Here is a 16,423-nt window from a genome sequence, read left to right on the forward strand (position 1 = left end):
CGCTACCAGGTGCTGGTGCGCATCACGATCTCGGCGGCCAACTGTGCGGTCGACTCCTGGGCATTGCGCCTGCCGAGCAGATCGACCAGCCGGAAGTCGCCGTACACGTAGCGCTGGCTGGCCTTGGCGACGGCTCGCGCCGCAGGAGTGCTGACCAGGGCGGTCGTGTTCATTTCGACGGGCGGGCAGTGCTCGTCGCGGATCACGCCGGTGAGGTCGGCGACCCGCGGATGGCCGCGGTCGATCACCACCAGCCCGATGAACCGGTCCAGTCGGGTGGCGGCCAGCTCCCACGCCAGTTCGCCGCCGATGCGGTCGCCGACCAGCAGCGCCCAGCGCACATCGAGCGAGTCGAGGATGCCGACCACGGATTTGGCAGTCAGCCGCGGATCGGGGCCGATCACGACGGTCCGCAGCGAGGCGGTGTGCAGTCGCTGGCATATCGCCTCGTAGGCCGAGGGTGCGTGATGCGCTGCGCCGAGCACCACCACTACCGACCCCTTGTCGGGCCCTGCGACGTCGACAGGCACGGGAATCCCGTCGACGGTCACCATGGTGGGAGGCATTCGGTCACGCTACAGTGACCGACCGCGTCGGCGGGCGGATTTTCCCGGTCTCAACCCGTGCATCAGACGGCTTCGGCACGCTCGGCCTGCTTTGCCGCGATGTCCAGAAACGTCTGTGGCAGCGTGGCTTTGACGGTGATCGAGGGGTTCGGTGTCGCGAACACAACCCCGAAGACGGCCATCCGCCCGACGTTCTCGAACGAGAAATAGGCGCTGTTGCTCTGGTTGCCCAGCCGCATCGTCTGCTCGTACACGAGCGCGTCCGCGCGCGAGGTCTTGAGCCGGGTGGTCGTCATCGGGATGCCGGGTGTCGACGGGTCGAAGAACGTCTGGAACCGCGAACAGCGCTCGGCGGTCGCGGCCAACCGGTCGAGGTCCAACCGCGAGGTCAACACCGTCACCACCATCCGGGCGCCGTCGTAGGCCGCCACGTACTCGGCCGCGGCGCCAGGACCCCGCTCGGCCGTGTCTGCGATGGCGCGAGTCAGCCCGTCCGAGCAGCCTTCGGGGTCGGACAGCATGGCGGGTGGACCACCGGCGCCGTCGGACTGACCGGGCGACCTGGTGATGCGGTCGTATTGCACGCCAGGCGGGAAGTCCGCCGCGGTCAGCACCACTCGTTCCAGCGTGGCTCCGGGCCACGTCGGCGTGCCCGACACCACGTGTCCGCAGCCGGTGGCCAGCGTGACGAGCAGCGCCAGCACTGTTCGTCGCATCATGAAATCAGGCTACCGACGCTAGCGACAGGAATAGCCGCCGTCGACGGGCAGGCAGGCCCCGGTGACCATCGACGCGTCGTCGCTGAGCAGGAAGCAGATGGGAGCGGCGACCTCGTCTTCGGTGGCCCACCGACCGAGGGGCATCTGCTCCAGGAACCGGGCACCGACGTCCGGCCGTCCCCAGTACGAGGCCGACATGTCCGTCATGACCACCGTCGGGTTGACGCTGTTGACCCGAATGTTGTGTCTGCCGAGTTCCAGTGCGGCCACGCGGGTGATGTTGTCCAGCGCCGCCTTGGACGAACCGTAGGAGATGTGGCCCGGCAACGCGACCAGGCTCGCTTGGCTGGACACATTCACGATCGACCCGCCAACACCGCGCTCGATCATGCCGGGCGTCACGTGCTTGATGACCAACAGGCTTCCCCTGGCGTTGATACTGATCACCTTGTCGAATACCGCGATGTCGGTGTCTTGCGGCGTCGCGATCTCCCCGCCGAAGCCGCCACAGTTCACCACGCCCCACAGTTCGAGGCCCGCGACCGCGGATCGGATCTCGTCTTCCGAAGTCAGATCGAACGGAAGAGGCCGGGCGCCCGTCTCGTCACACAGCTTTGTCAGCTGCTCGACGTTGCGTCCGCCGGCATAGACCATCGCACCCCGATCGACCAGCCTGCGCACGGTCGCGGCTCCGATCCCACCGCTCGCGCCCGTCACCAGAACCCCGCGACCCGTGAAATCAGCCATACCAATGTCATACCCTGCTTGCTCGTGACCGGGAACGCGCTGCGAGTCGACGGGCTGTTACTCGACTGCGACGGCGTCCTCGTCGACTCGCACAACGCGGCGGCGGTCGCATGGAACCAGTGGGCGCGACGCTGGGCGCCGGGCTTCGACTTTCATCGCGATATCGAACACGGCAGGCGAATACGCGACGTCGTCGCCGAATTGGTAAGCGCCCCAAGCGATGTCGAAGCGGCCACCGCTGAGCTGATTCAGCTGGAGGTGGACAACGCCGCCGACGTAGTACCGATACCGGGCGCACGCGAACTGCTCGCGTCGATTCCGGCGGGGCGCTGGGCCGTGGTCACCTCCGGCGGTCGGGCCATCGCCACCGCACGCATGGCGTCGGCCGGTCTGGCGCCCGCCCACGTGCTGGTCACGGGCGAAGACGTCGAACGCGGTAAACCCTTCCCCGATCCCTATCTGCTCGCCGCCGAGCGCCTGGGCCTACCGCCCGAACGCTGTGCGGTGTTCGAGGACGCCCCCGCCGGCATCGCAGCGGCGCGCGCCGCCGGCGTCGAAACCATCGTCGGCGTCGGCACCGCAGCGGCCGCCGAGAATGTGACCGTGGCGATCGCCGACCTGCGTGGTGTCCGCTTCGACGGACGGTGCCTGCGGGTGGATCAGCAGCTGGACTTGTAAGCCGCCGCGCCGCCGTCACCGTTGAGGTTCTGCTGCGTGATGATGGTGAAGCCGGTCTGCACCTTCTTGGTGTTCTGGCCGCCGTCCAAAGCGGAGACCGCCTCGTCGACACCGTATTTGCCGATGATTCCGGGCTCCTGCGCGACGAGCGCCTGCACGGTGCCGTCCCGCAGCGCCTGGATCTGGTTCGGGCCTGCGTCGAAACCGACGATCTTCACCTGACCGCTCTTGCCTGCCTGCTTGACGCCGGTCGCCGAGCCCTCGGCAGAGAAGATGTTCGTCGCGAACACCCCGATGAGGTCGGGGTCCTTCTGCAGCTGCGCACCGATGAGTTGTGCTGCCGTCGCCGGGTCGTCGTGGCTGTACTGCACGCCGACGTAGGTGAATTTGCCGTCGGCCTTGACCGCGTCCTCGAAGCCCTTCGCCCGCGCGTCGGTGGTCGAGATACCGGGATCGACGTTCATGACCATGACCTTGCCGCCCTCGGGATGCAGTTGCTTGATCGCGTCGAATGCCGCCTTGCCGCCGCCTTCGTTGTCGCTGGCGATCGACGAGACCGCATAGGACGGGTCCTTGGTCGTGGTGTCGACGAGTACGACTTTGATTCCGGCGGCGGCGGCCTGCTGCAGCGGCTGCTGCATCGCCTGGACATCGGTCGGCGCGACGAGCAGCGCGTCCGGCTTGCCCGCGACGATGGAGTCGAGGATCGGCTTCTGCAGCGTCGGATCGAACTTCTGCGGGCCCTGGGTGTTGAGCGTGACGCCGAGCTTTTCCGCCTCCTGCGCGCCGCATTGCATGGTGATGTAGAACTGATCGCCGACCACACCCTGCAGGAGCTGGATCTTGTAGTTCTTGCTGGCCTTCGCAGGCGCGGTGACGGTGGTGGCTGCGGCCGCAGAAGTCGTGCCCGTCGCGCCGTTCGAGGTTTCACCCGAGCCGCCCGACTGCGGCTTGGAGGATGTGCAGCTCGTCATCGACATGGTGAGCACTACCGCCCCGAGAGCACCGGCAACTGACGTTACGCCCTTGCGGTTCACTGGTTTTCCTTTCATTTGGATCAGTTGGATCGTTTGCGTTTGAAGAGCCCTCGCGATTTCGCGCTGCGCATCGCGGCGGCGCGGCGCGTCTGGTCGACATAGACGGCCGCGATCAGCACCGACCCCACCGCAACGCCCTGCCAGAACGGTTGGACACCGATGATCACGAAACCGGATTGCAGCACGGCGGGGATGAAAAGGCCGACGACCGTGCCGAAGATCGTGCCGAAGCCGCCGAAAATCGAAGTGCCGCCGATGACCACGGCCGCAATGACATTGAGATTGGTCAACGACTGACCGGCGATCGTGGTGGTGCCGTACTGCGCGAGCGACAGCAGCGCGCCGAGTCCGGCGAGAGTTCCCGCCAGGGCATAAACGGCGACCAGGTGGCGCGTCACCTTGATGCCGGTCCGGCGCGCGGCCTCCTCGTTGCTCCCGATGGCATACGTGTAGCGACCGAATCTCGTTTTGTGTAACAGCACCGCGCCGGCGATGATCACCACCAGCGCGACGAACGGCAGGCCCGGGATGCCCAACACCTTTGTGTAGGCGCTGAAGTCGGTCAGTTCGCTTGGCACCGAACGGATGTCGATGCCGCCGGTGAGGACCTGCGCGAGGCCGAGCGCAACCGACAGCGTCCCGAGCGTGACGATCAACGCGGGCACCTTGGCCATCGCGACAAGCACGCCGTTGACGACGCCCCATGCCGTACCCGACAGAATCGCAGCGGCGATCCCGGCCGCCGCGACACCAATTCCACTGCCGCCCATCGCTTCCATCACCTTGGCTGCGACCACGGACGAGAACACCAGCACGGAACCGACTGAAAGGTCGATGCCCGAGGTGATGATGACGAACGTCATCCCGACCCCGAGCACCGCCCAGACAGCGACGTTCTGCGAGATGAGCGAGAAGTTACCCGCGGACAGGAAACGGTCACCGGCGATGATGGCGAAGAAGACGCAGATGACGATCAGCACGCCGAGGATCCAGAACGCCTGCAGCCCCACAACGCGTTTCAACAGCGACTGGGTGCCGTCGAACCCGTTCTGCTCGTCTGCGACGACGGCCTGCTGATCGGCCACCGCGCTCACGCCGCGCCTTCCTTCGTGTCGAGCGCACCGGTCATGGCGCCGACGAGCGTCTCGACTGTCGTGGTGCGGCCGGGAAAGGTGGCGACACGCCTGCCCAGCCGCAGCACCTGGATGCGATCGCACACCTGAAGCACATGTGGCATCGAGTGGCTGATGAACACCACCGCGATCCCCTTGTCGCGCACCCGTTTCACCGACTCGAGGACGTTCTTCGTCTGGACGACACCGAGCGCGGCGGTCGGCTCGTCGAGGATGACGACCTTGTCCGCCCACGCGATGGCCCTTGCAATCGCGATGCCCTGGCGTTGCCCGCCGGACATCGAACCGACCGGCGAATTGAGCGAACGCACCGTGGCTCCGAGCGCCTTGAACGACGCGGCGGCTTGGCGGCGCATCTCCTTTTCGTCCATGAAGCCGAGCCTGCCGAGAACGCCTTTGCGCGAGATCTCCCTGCCCAGGAAGACGTTCTGGACGGGGTCGAGATGCGGTGCGAGGGCCAGGTCCTGATACACCACCTCGATGCCGAGATCATTCGCCTGCCGCGGAGAGGACAGTCGCACCGGCTTGCCGTCGAAGTAGATCTCGCCCTCGTCCAACTCGAGGCTGCCCGACAACGCCTTGATGAGCGTCGATTTGCCTGCGCCGTTGTCGCCGATCAGCCCGACGACCTCGCCGGGGTTGATGTCGAAGTCGGCGCGGTCGAGCGCGCGGACGTGACCGAAACTCCGCGAGACGGCGCGCGCCTCCAGCAAGGTCATGCTGCGTCTTCCTTCGTGTTCGGCGGCCAGGTGGTACCCGGCCTGCAGACGAGTAGCCGTGCGTCGCCGTCGACGTGCCAATCCCCCGAAGCCGCTGGCACGACGAGCGTCTGGCCGCGTTCGACGTCGACGGGGTCGCTGTTCGTTGCCCTCAGCGCACCGGCGCCCGACACCACCACGGCGACCGCGAACCCGCACGGCACGTCGGCACCGGGCGTCAGCAAGTTCATCAGGAAGAAGGGCTGCGCCTCCTCGGGCAGCACGTCGACGAGGCCGTCGGCGCCGGCGCCGGTGTGGCGCGTCAGCGCGGCGACATCGACGCGGCCGGTGGTCTCGACCACCGAAAGCGCCACGTCGCGGGCGAGGCCGAGAAAGACTTCGTCATCGGAAGCGGCGGTGTTGGTGCGCTCCAACAGAATTGACTGATCGGTGGGTTCCTGTGCCTCCACGAGCAGGATGCCTGCCCCGATGGCGTGCGGCGCTCCGCCCGGCACCAGCACGCTGTCGCCCGGTCGCACCCGAATCCGGTTCATGAGCGCCAGCATCGCCTCGGCGTCCTGCGTTTCCACCAGCATCGAGAGCCGGTCGTGACCGACCTGCTCGCGCCAGCCGACCCACACCGCGGCGTCTTCGTCGGCTTCCAGCACGTACCACGCCTCGGTCTTGCCGTAGACACAGCCGAGGTGTTGGGAGGCGTAGGTCCGGGTGGGATGCACGTGTACCGGCAGGCGTTGGCCGGCATCCAAGAGCTTGACGAGCACGCCGGTGTCACCTGGGTCAGCGTCGTCACGGCCGAGCCAGCCGAGCGGGTCGGCATTGACCGCGTCTCGCAGTAGCGTGCCGTCGGCCAGGTGCGCCGGCCCGAGTTCTGGCTCACCGAAGCGGGCCACCGTCGCGCCTATCCACTCTTCGGGCGAACGGTCACCGACTGGTGGCAGCCCGCGCCAGGCAGCCAGCGCAGGCCCGCCCGCATACCAGTGCCGCACCACGTTGGGAGGCAGGAGCTGAGGCTTCACGGTCGTCGTGGTCTTCTCCTCGGTGTTACCTGAGTCACGCCGGACAGTACGCCACAAACGGGTCTATGTCACCGGTGTCAGAGAATCTCGCTCCGCCGATATGACATCGGTGACATACTGGCCGCTGACCGACCCGCGAAAGGATGCTCGATGGCGACCATGCGCGACGTTGCCGACCGGGCGGGGGTGAGCGCCAAGACGGTCTCGCGCGTGGTCAACAACGACCGCTACGTCTCCGCGGACGTCAGGGAACGCGTCGACCGCGCGATCGATGAACTGCAGTACGTGCCGAACATGCTTGCGGTGACGTTCCGCACCGGCCGGGACGCCGCGATCGGCGTTGCGGTGCCCGGAGTGGCCGACCCATTCTTCGCAAGCATCATCGGCGCGGTCGAGCGCGAGGCCAGCAGAAGGGGCGTCGCTGTCATCGTGACCGCCGTCGGCTGGGAACCGTCACACGAGCAACAGTCCATTGAAGCCGTGCTGAAGCGTCAGGTGGCTGGCATGATCATCTGCCCGGTCGGCAAGGACATGTCGTATCTGCGACCGTGGCAAAAACGCACACCGCTGGTGTTCGTCGACCGTGAACCCGTTGGGGTGAGCGCAGATACGGTCCTGCAGGACGACGTCGGTGGCGGGTATGACGCGGCGCGGCACCTGATCTCGCACGGACACCGCAGCATCGCGTTCATGGGAGACGACACGTTCACCGGCTTGTTGCGGCTGAAGGGTCTGCAGAACGCACTGGATGAGGCGGGGCTGCCGCAGCGCAGCGATCTGGCGCATGTCGGCGCGATCGATGCCGCCACGCTGACGGCGGTGCTGCGTCGCATGCTGGCGACACCGGACCCGCCGAGCGCGGTGTTCTCTTCGAACGCACGCGTCACGATCGCGATGGTGACGGCGTTGCAAGCGTTGCGCCGCAAGGACATTGGGTTGGTGGGCTTCGGCGACTTCCCGACCGCGGCCGCGCTCAAACCTGCCGTCACGGTCATCCATCAGGACGGTGACGAGATGGGCCGCTTCGCCGCCGACCGGCTGTTCACGCGGCTGGACCACCCGACCCGGCGGCTGCGCCGACGGACCGTGCTGCCGGTTTCACTGGTGACGCGGGCGTCCTGCGCGGCACCAGGCGAGAAAGTCAGCGCCGGCCACGGCGACGTCGTCAGCCCCGCAGCGTCGTGATGATGGTCGGGCGTTGCGGCGCAGCGCCTTCCAGCAGCGCCAGGACCGCGTCGATGTCGAGGTGGGCCGTCAGCAGATCGGCCATCAGATCGAGCTGAGCTTCGCGGCGCGCGCCGACGTCGACGTCGTCGGCGACGACGAATCCCCGCTTTCCGAGCTCTGTCAGCCATTGGCGACGCACGTCGTCGTTGTCGAACAACCCATGCCAGTGGGTGCCGTAGACGTGACCGCGCCGGATCCCGACACCGAGCCAGTCGTCCTCGGTGTGACGTTCGAGTTGGCCGTGGTGGATCTCGTAGCCGTGCAGCGGGGCTTGCCAGTGCCGCAGGGTCTTGTCCGGCGCGAAGGCGATGTCGGCGTCGAGCAGGCCAAGACCCTCGACCTGTCCTGCCTTGGATTCCACGGGGTCGTCGATGCGCTTGCACAACATCTGGAAGCCGCCGCAGATCCCGAGCACCGGCTTGCCAGCCGCGGCGTGGGCGGCGATGCCGTCGGCGAGACCGCGGTCGCGCAGCCACCCCAGGTCGGAGACGGTCGCCTTGCTGCCCGGAAGCACCACGACGTCGGCGTCGGCGACGTCGGCGGGATCGGTCACCCACCGCACCAGCACGCCGGGCTCGCAGGCCAGCGCCTCGACGTCGGTGGAATTGGAGATGCGCGGCAGCCGGATCGCTGCCACCCGCAGCCAGGCCGTCCCTCGCGGTGGCTGAGGAACACCGAGCGAGCCGTGCACCGAAAGCGAATCTTCGGTGTCCAGCCACAGCCCGTCGGCAAACGGGATGACGCCGTATGTCGGCCTGCCGGTCAGCTGTCTCAGTTGATCGAGTCCGGGCTGGAGCAGCGCGGCGTCGCCGCGAAACTTGTTGACTACGAAGCCGGAGATGAGTCGCTGGTCGTCGGGCTCGAGAACGGCGACCGTGCCGTGCAGGTGCGCCAGTAGCCCCCCGCGGTCGATGTCGCCGACCAGAATGACGGGCAGCTCCGCTGCGCGGGCCAGCCCCATGTTAGCTAAATCGGTTGCCCGCAGGTTGATTTCGGCCGGCGAGCCGGCGCCTTCGCAGATGACTGCTTCGAATTCACTTCGTAGCGAATGCAATTCGTCGGACACGAGCGCGGCGAGGCGGTCACGATGGGTGAAGTAGTCTGCTGCGCTGACGGTGTCGACGACATGACCGCGTAGCACCAGCTGTGACGTACGGTCGCTGCCCGGCTTGAGCAGGATGGGATTGAACCGCACGCTGGGCGCAAGTCCTGCGGCGCGGGCCTGCATGGCCTGCGCGCGGCCGATCTCCCCGCCTTCGACGGTGACCGCCGAATTGTTGGACATGTTCTGCGCCTTGAACGGCGCCACCCGAATACCCTTGCGCGCCAACAGCCGGCACAGTCCCGCCACGACCATGGACTTCCCGGCGTCGGAAGTGGTGCCCGCGACCAGCAGCGCGCCGCTCACAACTGGGTCAGGATCTCCGCGCCGTCGTCGGTGACAACCAGCGTGTGCTCGAACTGCGCGGTCCACTTCTTGTCGATCGTGGCGACGGTCCAGCCGTCGTCCCAGATCTCGTAGTCCAGCGCGCCGAGGTTGATCATCGGCTCGATGGTGAACGTCATCCCCGGCTCCAACACGGTCTCGACCGCAGGCTGGTCATAGTGCAGCACCACGAGCCCGTTGTGGAAGGTGGTGCCGATGCCGTGCCCGGTGAAATCGCGAACCACGTTGTAGCCGAACCGGTTTGCATACGACTCGATGACCCGACCGACGACTGAGAGCTGCCTGCCGGGTTTGACGGCCTTGATCGCGCGCATCGTCGCCTCGTGGGTGCGCTCGACGAGCAGGCGGTGCTCCTCGGACACATTACCCGCCAGGAACGTGGCGTTGGTGTCGCCGTGCACACCGTCGAGATATGCGGTGACGTCGATGTTGACGATGTCGCCGTCCTCGATCACCGTCGAGTCCGGGATGCCGTGGCAGATGATCTCGTTCAGCGACGTGCAGCAGGACTTCGGGTAGCCCTTGTAGCCGAGCGTCGAGGGGTATGCGCCGTGGTCGACCATGTACTCGTGGGCGATGCGGTCCAGCTCGTCGGTCGTGACACCGGGAGCGACGGCCTTACCCGCCTCGGCAAGCGCGCCCGCCGCGATACGTCCGGCGACGCGCATCTTCTCGATCACCTCGGGCGTCTGCACCCAGGGTTCGCTGCCCTCCTTGACCGTCGGCTGCCACGCGTACTCGGGAGGCGCGATCGAGCGGGGCACCGGCAGTGTCGGCGAGACGACGCCGGGGCGAAGTGCAGTGCGAACAGGCATGACGCCAGAGTAGCTGGACCCAGTGAGTGGCAAAAACGGACGGCGACCCCAGAGATCAGGACAACTTCGCCTTCGGCCAAGCACCGCGTCACTAGATTCGGGTGCCATGACCATCGACGCGGTCGACGAGAAGTTCGCGACGGCATTCGCCGCACGATTCGCCGACACCTGGCGCACACCCGACCTGGCCAAGCATGAGGCGCTGTGGAGCGATGACATCGTGCTCATCCAGCCGATGATGGGCACCCTGCGCGGCAAGCAGGCGTGCCGGGAATCGTTTCAGCGGTTGTTCGCGCTCGTGCCCGATCTACACGCCGACGTGCATCGGGTCGGCCACGGCAAGCACGAGGTGTTCATCGAGTTCACGTTGAGTGGAACCTATGGCGGCAAGCCGATCGCGTGGGACGTCGTCGACCGTTTCACCTTCACCAACGGCCTGATCGCCGAACGGGTTTCATACTTCGACTCGACGCCGTTGATCGGCAAGTTGGTCGCCCGCCCTGCCGGTTGGGACCGGCTGGTGCGTCTCGGTTCTGCGCTGTTCAAGCGCTGATCACTGGACGCGCACGGACGATATCGCCGCGCGCACCCGAGATGGCAGCGGGCCGCCGTGGGCCAGCCAGTCGTCGAGTGCGATCCGGATCGACGCCATTGCCAGCGCGCCGAGTAGTCGCGGCCGCGGATCGTCGGGCACGGCGTCGCCAAGCCGCGGGGCAACCAGGTCCGCGATGGCCGCCTCGTACCGAAGGTAGATCTGCAGAGTCCACGCGGACAGCACGGGCGACGACCGCGTCAACGCCGCGAGCTCGCGGACCTGGCCGCTGATCGCGTCGAAGCCGTCGCCCAGATCCTCGAATGCCGCGACGACGGCTTCCGTGGCCGACAGTTCGGCCGGCTGCTGTGCGATCGCGGCGGTGATCAAGTCCAGCCAATGCGTCGTCAGCCCTTCGGCGACTGCGTCCTCTTTGGAGCTGAAGTACCGGAAGAAGGTCGCGCGGCCGATCTCCGCTGCGTGCGCGATCTGCTCGATGGTGGCCCCTGCCAGGCCGTTTTCGGAGACGGACTGAGCCGCCGCGGCGGCGATCCTGGCGCGGGTTGCCTTCTGCTTGCGCGCGGTCAGGCTTTCGCGCGGATTCTGCCGTGAGACGACGTCCATGGTGAGACTATGTCTCACCATGGAGAAGATTGGCAACGATTGGGCGCCGAAAACACTCGAGGCGTGGCGCTTCGTGCAGCAGATGCTGGCCGATGTCACCCAGATGGTCAGCGACGATGCGGTGGACGAACGCGAACTACTGGACGGGCTGCGTGTCATCGCCAAGGTGACCGGCCTGTGCTCAGAACTGTCGGTACAGGCCGACGCCGAGCGCCCGCACTTCTTCGACATGTGCTCGCCAACCCGGATGGTCGGCGGACCCAACCCCGACGGCAGATACCTGCTGGCGATGATCCGCGGCGACCGCACGTACCGAGTCACCGGAACCCGCGGCAGCACCGCCTATCTCGGGTTCCAGGTGCTCGCGGGCACGGGCCTGACGCCGCGACGGATGGCCGCCTATCTCAGCGACACCGACCTCAAGCTCGACTCCGGATCGTTCACGCTCGTGTTCGCCGCGACCGAGCCTGCCGATCTAGCCGACGCGCAGTGGGTACCCATCCCGGCCGACGCCTCGTCGATCGTCGTGCGCGAGTACATCGGCGACGCCGCCACCGAGGAACCCGCAACCATGCACATCGACTGTATCGACGCCGCACCGCTGCAACCCGTCACCGACGCCGACGCGGCCGAGCAGTTCACCGCGATGGCATGGACGATCGTCAAGCTCGCGACGCTGCACCGCACCGTGAAACCCGAGTTGATGACGCGGCCCAACGAGCTACTGACCGCGGAGGCCGCCGAATTGGGCAGCGCCGACACCACACCCGACAACCTGTACATGATCGGCACATTCGCATTGGAGCCCGACGAGTCGCTGGTGCTGGAGTTCCGCCCGCCCCAGACGCGGTACTGGAACATCACGCTCGAAAGCATCTGGCACGAATGTCTGGAGCCGCGGCATCGGCACAGCTCAGTCACCAACAAAGGTCTACAGCCGGACGCGGACGGCAGTACGCGAATCGCGATCGGCGCCAACGATTTCGGGCGAGGACACTGGCTGGATACCGGGGGTCGGCGCCGCGGCTTCGTCGTGCTGCGCTGGCTCGACAACCCGGAACCGTTCGCGGTGCGCACCACGGTCGTGACAGCGTGACCGCCGAGCGCTTTCGATCCGACCGCCTCGTCGAGCAGGCGTGCGAGCTTGTCGGCAGCGATGACTTCGGCACCGACGACGCCTGGCGCGACGGGCTGAGTCGGCTGTGCGAGGGGTTCGTCTCAGAGGCCCGGTTGAACGACATCGGCGTCGAGATCGCGGTTCTCGACATCGTCCGCGCAATGACGAGCCGTCTGCAGATCATCAAGTGGCGCAACGAGAATCCCGACGTCGCTGCCCAGCCCATCACCCGGCCGATCTTCATCGTCGGTCAACCGCGGACCGGGACGACGATCCTGTTCGACCTGCTCGCCCAGGATCCCGCGCTACGCCCGCCGCTGACGTGGGAGGTCGACAATCCGTTCCCGCTGCCCCAACCCGATACCTATGCGACCGACCCGCGAATCGCCCAGACACAGGCCAGTATCGAGATGTCCGAACAGATTGTTCCCGGTTTGCTGACGTGGCATCCGATGGGTGCGCTGGTCGGTCAGGAGTGTGTCCGCATCACCGCAGGCCAGTTCTGCAGCATGATCTTCTCGGTGCAATACCGCCTGCCCAGCTACTACCGGTGGCTGCTCTACGAGGCCGATCATCACCCGGCCTACGCCTATCATCGAATGTTCTTGCAGCACTTGCAGTCTGGCGTGCCGGGACAGTGGCTGCTGAAGTCGCCCGCGCACCTGTGGCAGCTCGATGCGCTGGTGGCCGAGTACCCGGACGCGCTGATCGTCCAGACGCACCGCGATCCGCTCAACGTCATCTCGTCGATCAGCGCGCTCACCCACCACCTTCGGCACCTGGCGTCGGACGAAAGCTCGATCACCGAATGTGCCGCGCAGTCGCGAGAGGAGATCGTCGTCGGTCTCGAGCGCGGCATGAAGCTGCGGGATTCGTTGGCGCAGCGGGTAGTCGACGTGCAGTTCGCCGACTTCGTCCGCGACCCATTCGCGACGATCCGGGCGCTGTACGGCGAACTCGGCCGTGAGCTCGAGCCGGTCGCCGAGCAGAACATGCGCGCGTTTCTGGCCGCCCATCCGGGTGACGGTGGTGGCGGCCGATATTCGTGGGCCGACACCGGGCTGGATGCGGGGCTGGTGCGCGAGGAGGTCAGGGCGTACCAGGAGCGCTATTCAGTGCCTGACGAGCCGCTCAAGTAGACCGGCCGAACCGAAACGAGCGGCGGGGGCCGCGGATGTCGACCGACCCGCAGACCACCTTGCCGGTGAGGATGACATGCGGCCTGCCCTCGGCGGGCGCGTCCTTGCGGTGATCGTGTGCGCTGCCGACGATGACCTCGACGTCGTCGATCGAGGCGCTGGCGCCGTCGGGCAACCGCAGGTCGAGGCCGCCGAATTTCAGGTCGAGTTCGACGACGACCATCGGGCCCGCGAACCGGGCCCGAGTCAGATCCAGGTCGACGGAGCCCATCCGCCGGTGCAGGGCCAGCCGGGTCGGCACGATCCACTCCCCCTGGCGCTTGAGCGAGCCGAGCACGCCACGCAGTTCCACCCGGTCGGTGGCGGTGGTGACGATCGCGCCGGGTCCTGGCAGATCGCCGACAAGCGAATCCAGGTCGGTCCGCAGCCGCGCCTGCGACACCAACGCCGAACGCTCCTCGAACTCGTCGATGTCGATCAAGCCGAGGGCAACCGCGTTGTGCAACCGCCGCAGCGTGCCGTTACGGTCCGCATCGGAGATGCGCATCGCGTACTCACCGTTGATATCCGTCATAGCCGCCACCAACGGTACCGCCCGTCAGCCCGGGCTCAAGACCTTCTCCGTCGCACCCGTGGAATATGCAGTGTCGTGCACGACCGACCGCATCGGCCTTAGAGAACGTGCTGACCAATCAGCTTGCCGATGGTCTGGATATCGACGCGACCCTTGAAGTCGAGATGGACTTTCCCCAGCCCGGAGAACCACAACTCCAGTTCGGCGTCGAGGTCGAAGGTGCCTGCCGTCTCGACACTCCAGGCCTGAATCTTGTTGTAGGGCAACGACGAGTAGTCCCGCTTCTTTCCGGTCAGCCCCTGCACGTTGACTGCGATCAAGCGCTTGTTCGTGAAAGCAACGAAATCGCGGACGCCCTTGAAGCTCAGGTACACGCCCTCTCCGTCGACCAGAAGCGGCGCCAACTGCGCTTGTATCTCCTGCGGGTTACACGGGCTGAGCCTGAAGACCGCACCGTTCTGGAAGTCAATCATGTTCGGTCACGCCAGATAGTCCGGCGGCAGCTGGGCGAACATGCCTTTGAGCATCCGCACCGCGTACTCCGACGATCCGCCGCCGACGATCAGCGCGGCGAACGCCATGTCGCCACGGTAGCCGGCGAACCACGAGTGCGAACCGCCTTCGAATTCGGCCTCACCGGTCTTGCCGCGGACGTCGCCGGAACCATCGAGATCCTTGGCGGTGCCGTTGGTGACCACCAGCCGCATCATCGGCCGCAGCCCGTCGAGCATCTTCGATGTGATCGGGGTGCGGTCCCCGGTGATGACCGTCTGCCGACCCTCGATCAATTGCGGCACAGGCGTTTTCCCGGCAGCGACGGTCGCGGCGGCCAGCGCCATCCCGAAGGGGCTGACCAACACCTTGCCCTGCCCGAAGCCGTCCTCGGTGCGCTCGGCGAGGTTCACCGTCGGCGGCACCGAACCGGAAACCGTGCTGATGCCCTCGATCTGATAGTCGGGTCCGATGCCGTACTGCGCCGCGGCCATGGTCAGCCCGCGCGGCGGCATCCTGCTCGCAAGCTCGGCGAACGTGGTGTTGCACGAACTCGCGAATGCCCGCGACATCGGGACCGTGCCGAGATCGAAGCCGCCGTAGTTGGGGACCGTGCGGTGCCCGATGTCCAGCGTGCCGGGACAGCCCAGCAGCGTGTTGGGCGTAGCCATGTCGCGGTCGATCGCCGCACCCGCGGTGATGATCTTGAACGTCGACCCCGGCGGGTAGAGCCCCGTCGTCGCCAGCGGTCCCTCGGTATCGGCGCTGCCGTTCTGGGCGACGGCCAGGATCTCGCCCGTCGACGGCTTGATCACGACGATCATCGCCTTCTTGCCGGTGGTGTTGACGGCGTTCTGCGCGGCGTTCTGCACTGCCCGATCCAGGCTGATGGTCACCGACGGCGCAGGCGCACCCGCGACTTCGTTGAGCACGTCGACGTCGGCACCGTTCTGGTTGACGGTGACCACGCGCCACCCGGCCTGGCCGTCGAGATCGTCGAGTACCGCGGTCTTGACCTGATTGATGATGTCGGGCGCGAACGAGTCGTCAGTGGGCAGCAACTCGGCCTGCGGCGTCACCACGACACCGGGCAGCGCCCCGATCGCCCCTGCCACCCTGTCGTGGTCGGACTGACGCAACGTGATCAGGTCCAGCGGGGTCTTCGATGAACTGGCCTGCTCGGCAAGCCGCTGCGGATCCAACGAGTTGTCGAACGGCCGCAGCGCGTCAACCACTGCCCTGGCCGTCGACATCAGTGCTGCGCCAGCTGATTTCGCGTCCAACGCGAAGTGATACAGGTTGCCGGGCACCAACACGTCGCTGCCGCCCCGCTCGTTGACCGACGCCCGCCGGGGCGGGTCGGCGCGCAGCGCGAAGGTCTGGTGTTCGCCGAGCCGCGGGTGCAACCCCGTGGTGCTCCACCGGACCTCCCACTTGCCTTCCTCGCGGACCATGTTGAGCTGGCCGTCATAGCTCCACGTCCGGTTCTTCGGCAGGTGCCAGGTGTAGCGGTAGGTGATGCTGCCGGTGTCGTCGGCGTACTTGGACCCGAGGATCTGCGCGTCGAGCCGCTGCGCCTGCAGCCCGGCCCATGCTTCGTTCAGCGCGGCCCGGGCGTCGGCCGGCTTGTCGCTCAGCTCGGACGCGGCCGCGGTGTCACCAGTCGCCAGGGCGGCGAAGAACTTTTCGGCGATCGGTTCGGGACCGTTCGGTTTCGGGGTGCACGCGTTGAGCGACCCCGCCAATGCCACGGCCATCAACAGGCTGGCCGTGCGTGTTGCAGTTGAGAGCCAAGTTGCCATTGAGGCAGATGTTACGAAGTCGAGACCTGAATCTCAGGT

Annotated in this window: 18 protein-coding genes; 5 read left to right on the forward strand and 13 right to left on the reverse strand. The window is 66.7% G+C overall.

Annotation, left to right across the window (positions count from 1 at the left end):
• Nucleotides 1-2: 2 nt before the first annotated feature.
• The 3 genes from GGC64_RS03525 to GGC64_RS03535 all read right to left on the reverse strand — a co-directional run bounded on the left by GGC64_RS03525 (nucleotide 3) and on the right by GGC64_RS03535 (nucleotide 2,032).
• Nucleotides 3-566: an alpha/beta fold hydrolase gene (locus tag GGC64_RS03525; RefSeq protein ID WP_192721054.1), complete on the reverse strand. Its 564-nt coding sequence runs from the start codon at nucleotides 564-566 to the stop codon at nucleotides 3-5.
• 62 nt (nucleotides 567-628) lie between these two features.
• Nucleotides 629-1,285, reverse strand: a complete 657-nt coding sequence (locus tag GGC64_RS03530) for a hypothetical protein (protein ID WP_192721055.1) — start codon at nucleotides 1,283-1,285, stop codon at nucleotides 629-631.
• Between the two features lie 18 nt (nucleotides 1,286-1,303).
• The gene (locus tag GGC64_RS03535; RefSeq protein WP_192721056.1) at nucleotides 1,304-2,032 is read right to left on the reverse strand and encodes an SDR family oxidoreductase; all 729 of its coding nucleotides are present in this window, start codon (nucleotides 2,030-2,032) and stop codon (nucleotides 1,304-1,306) included.
• A gap of 24 nt (nucleotides 2,033-2,056) precedes the next feature.
• Between GGC64_RS03535 and GGC64_RS03540 the strand changes: the two genes are divergently transcribed.
• Complete coding sequence (locus GGC64_RS03540; RefSeq protein ID WP_192721057.1) at nucleotides 2,057-2,710, forward strand: HAD-IA family hydrolase; 654 nt, start codon at nucleotides 2,057-2,059, stop codon at nucleotides 2,708-2,710.
• On the opposite strand, the gene GGC64_RS03545 is transcribed toward GGC64_RS03540, so the two are convergent.
• From GGC64_RS03545 to GGC64_RS03560, 4 genes are read right to left on the reverse strand one after another with little or no spacing between them, the layout of a single operon-like run.
• Entirely contained in the window at nucleotides 2,692-3,747 is a 1,056-nt protein-coding gene (locus GGC64_RS03545; RefSeq protein ID WP_370581968.1) for an ABC transporter substrate-binding protein, read from the reverse strand. The two genes, GGC64_RS03540 and GGC64_RS03545, sit on opposite strands and share 19 nt — an antisense overlap.
• A gap of 20 nt (nucleotides 3,748-3,767) precedes the next feature.
• Complete coding sequence (locus tag GGC64_RS03550; protein ID WP_192721059.1) at nucleotides 3,768-4,841, reverse strand: ABC transporter permease; 1,074 nt, start codon at nucleotides 4,839-4,841, stop codon at nucleotides 3,768-3,770.
• On the reverse strand, nucleotides 4,838-5,599 hold the full coding sequence (locus tag GGC64_RS03555; RefSeq protein WP_192721060.1) for an ATP-binding cassette domain-containing protein: 762 nt from the start codon (nucleotides 5,597-5,599) through the stop codon (nucleotides 4,838-4,840). Before GGC64_RS03555 ends, GGC64_RS03550 begins: the two co-directional genes overlap by 4 nt.
• On the reverse strand, nucleotides 5,596-6,615 hold the full coding sequence (locus GGC64_RS03560) for a class I mannose-6-phosphate isomerase (protein ID WP_192721061.1): 1,020 nt from the start codon (nucleotides 6,613-6,615) through the stop codon (nucleotides 5,596-5,598). Before GGC64_RS03560 ends, GGC64_RS03555 begins: the two co-directional genes overlap by 4 nt.
• Nucleotides 6,616-6,765: 150 nt before the next feature.
• Between GGC64_RS03560 and GGC64_RS03565 the strand changes: the two genes are divergently transcribed.
• Nucleotides 6,766-7,800 (forward strand): LacI family DNA-binding transcriptional regulator, encoded by a 1,035-nt coding sequence (locus GGC64_RS03565; protein ID WP_192721062.1) that lies wholly within the window; start codon nucleotides 6,766-6,768, stop codon nucleotides 7,798-7,800.
• Here the strand turns inward: GGC64_RS03565 and GGC64_RS03570 are convergent.
• On the reverse strand, nucleotides 7,781-9,250 hold the full coding sequence (locus GGC64_RS03570; protein WP_192721063.1) for a cobyric acid synthase: 1,470 nt from the start codon (nucleotides 9,248-9,250) through the stop codon (nucleotides 7,781-7,783). The two genes, GGC64_RS03565 and GGC64_RS03570, sit on opposite strands and share 20 nt — an antisense overlap.
• Nucleotides 9,247-10,104, reverse strand: a complete 858-nt coding sequence (gene map, locus GGC64_RS03575; RefSeq protein ID WP_192721064.1) for a type I methionyl aminopeptidase — start codon at nucleotides 10,102-10,104, stop codon at nucleotides 9,247-9,249. Before map ends, GGC64_RS03570 begins: the two co-directional genes overlap by 4 nt.
• A gap of 106 nt (nucleotides 10,105-10,210) precedes the next feature.
• Between map and GGC64_RS03580 the strand changes: the two genes are divergently transcribed.
• Nucleotides 10,211-10,657, forward strand: a complete 447-nt coding sequence (locus GGC64_RS03580) for a nuclear transport factor 2 family protein (RefSeq protein WP_192721065.1) — start codon at nucleotides 10,211-10,213, stop codon at nucleotides 10,655-10,657.
• Here GGC64_RS03580 and GGC64_RS03585 read toward each other — a convergent pair whose 3' ends face one another.
• Complete coding sequence (locus GGC64_RS03585; protein WP_192721066.1) at nucleotides 10,658-11,260, reverse strand: TetR family transcriptional regulator; 603 nt, start codon at nucleotides 11,258-11,260, stop codon at nucleotides 10,658-10,660.
• 19 nt (nucleotides 11,261-11,279) lie between these two features.
• On the opposite strand from GGC64_RS03585, the gene GGC64_RS03590 reads away from it, so the two are divergent.
• Nucleotides 11,280-12,356 (forward strand): DUF1214 domain-containing protein, encoded by a 1,077-nt coding sequence (locus GGC64_RS03590; RefSeq protein ID WP_192721067.1) that lies wholly within the window; start codon nucleotides 11,280-11,282, stop codon nucleotides 12,354-12,356.
• Nucleotides 12,353-13,516, forward strand: a complete 1,164-nt coding sequence (locus GGC64_RS03595) for a sulfotransferase (protein ID WP_192721068.1) — start codon at nucleotides 12,353-12,355, stop codon at nucleotides 13,514-13,516. Before GGC64_RS03590 ends, GGC64_RS03595 begins: the two co-directional genes overlap by 4 nt.
• On the opposite strand, the gene GGC64_RS03600 is transcribed toward GGC64_RS03595, so the two are convergent.
• The 3 genes from GGC64_RS03600 to GGC64_RS03610 all read right to left on the reverse strand — a co-directional run bounded on the left by GGC64_RS03600 (nucleotide 13,509) and on the right by GGC64_RS03610 (nucleotide 16,384).
• Nucleotides 13,509-14,090, reverse strand: a complete 582-nt coding sequence (locus GGC64_RS03600) for a DUF1707 domain-containing protein (protein WP_192721069.1) — start codon at nucleotides 14,088-14,090, stop codon at nucleotides 13,509-13,511. The genes GGC64_RS03595 and GGC64_RS03600 overlap by 8 nt on opposite strands.
• Before the next feature lie 98 nt (nucleotides 14,091-14,188).
• Entirely contained in the window at nucleotides 14,189-14,563 is a 375-nt protein-coding gene (locus GGC64_RS03605; RefSeq protein ID WP_192721070.1) for a PH domain-containing protein, read from the reverse strand.
• A 6-nt stretch (nucleotides 14,564-14,569) separates the two neighbouring features.
• Nucleotides 14,570-16,384 carry a penicillin-binding transpeptidase domain-containing protein gene (locus GGC64_RS03610; RefSeq protein WP_192721071.1) on the reverse strand — a complete coding sequence of 605 codons (1,815 nt, stop codon included), beginning with the start codon at nucleotides 16,382-16,384 and terminating at the stop codon, nucleotides 14,570-14,572.
• Nucleotides 16,385-16,423 lie beyond the last annotated feature (39 nt).

Source organism: Mycobacterium sp. OAS707 (assembly GCF_014873705.1).
In the GTDB taxonomy this organism is placed as follows: domain Bacteria; phylum Actinomycetota; class Actinomycetes; order Mycobacteriales; family Mycobacteriaceae; genus Mycobacterium.

Coding starts and splice junctions, on each gene's coding strand:
- GGC64_RS03525 (WP_192721054.1), bottom strand. CDS start 566: ATGCCTCCCACCATGGTGACCGTCGACGGGATTCCCGTGCCTGTCGAC.
- GGC64_RS03530 (WP_192721055.1), bottom strand. CDS start 1,285: ATGATGCGACGAACAGTGCTGGCGCTGCTCGTCACGCTGGCCACCGGC.
- GGC64_RS03535 (WP_192721056.1), bottom strand. CDS start 2,032: ATGGCTGATTTCACGGGTCGCGGGGTTCTGGTGACGGGCGCGAGCGGT.
- GGC64_RS03555 (WP_192721060.1), bottom strand. CDS start 5,599: ATGACCTTGCTGGAGGCGCGCGCCGTCTCGCGGAGTTTCGGTCACGTC.
- GGC64_RS03565 (WP_192721062.1), top strand. CDS start 6,766: ATGGCGACCATGCGCGACGTTGCCGACCGGGCGGGGGTGAGCGCCAAG.
- map (WP_192721064.1), bottom strand. CDS start 10,104: ATGCCTGTTCGCACTGCACTTCGCCCCGGCGTCGTCTCGCCGACACTG.
- GGC64_RS03580 (WP_192721065.1), top strand. CDS start 10,211: ATGACCATCGACGCGGTCGACGAGAAGTTCGCGACGGCATTCGCCGCA.
- GGC64_RS03585 (WP_192721066.1), bottom strand. CDS start 11,260: ATGGACGTCGTCTCACGGCAGAATCCGCGCGAAAGCCTGACCGCGCGC.
- GGC64_RS03590 (WP_192721067.1), top strand. CDS start 11,280: ATGGAGAAGATTGGCAACGATTGGGCGCCGAAAACACTCGAGGCGTGG.
- GGC64_RS03600 (WP_192721069.1), bottom strand. CDS start 14,090: ATGACGGATATCAACGGTGAGTACGCGATGCGCATCTCCGATGCGGAC.
- GGC64_RS03605 (WP_192721070.1), bottom strand. CDS start 14,563: ATGATTGACTTCCAGAACGGTGCGGTCTTCAGGCTCAGCCCGTGTAAC.
- GGC64_RS03610 (WP_192721071.1), bottom strand. CDS start 16,384: ATGGCAACTTGGCTCTCAACTGCAACACGCACGGCCAGCCTGTTGATG.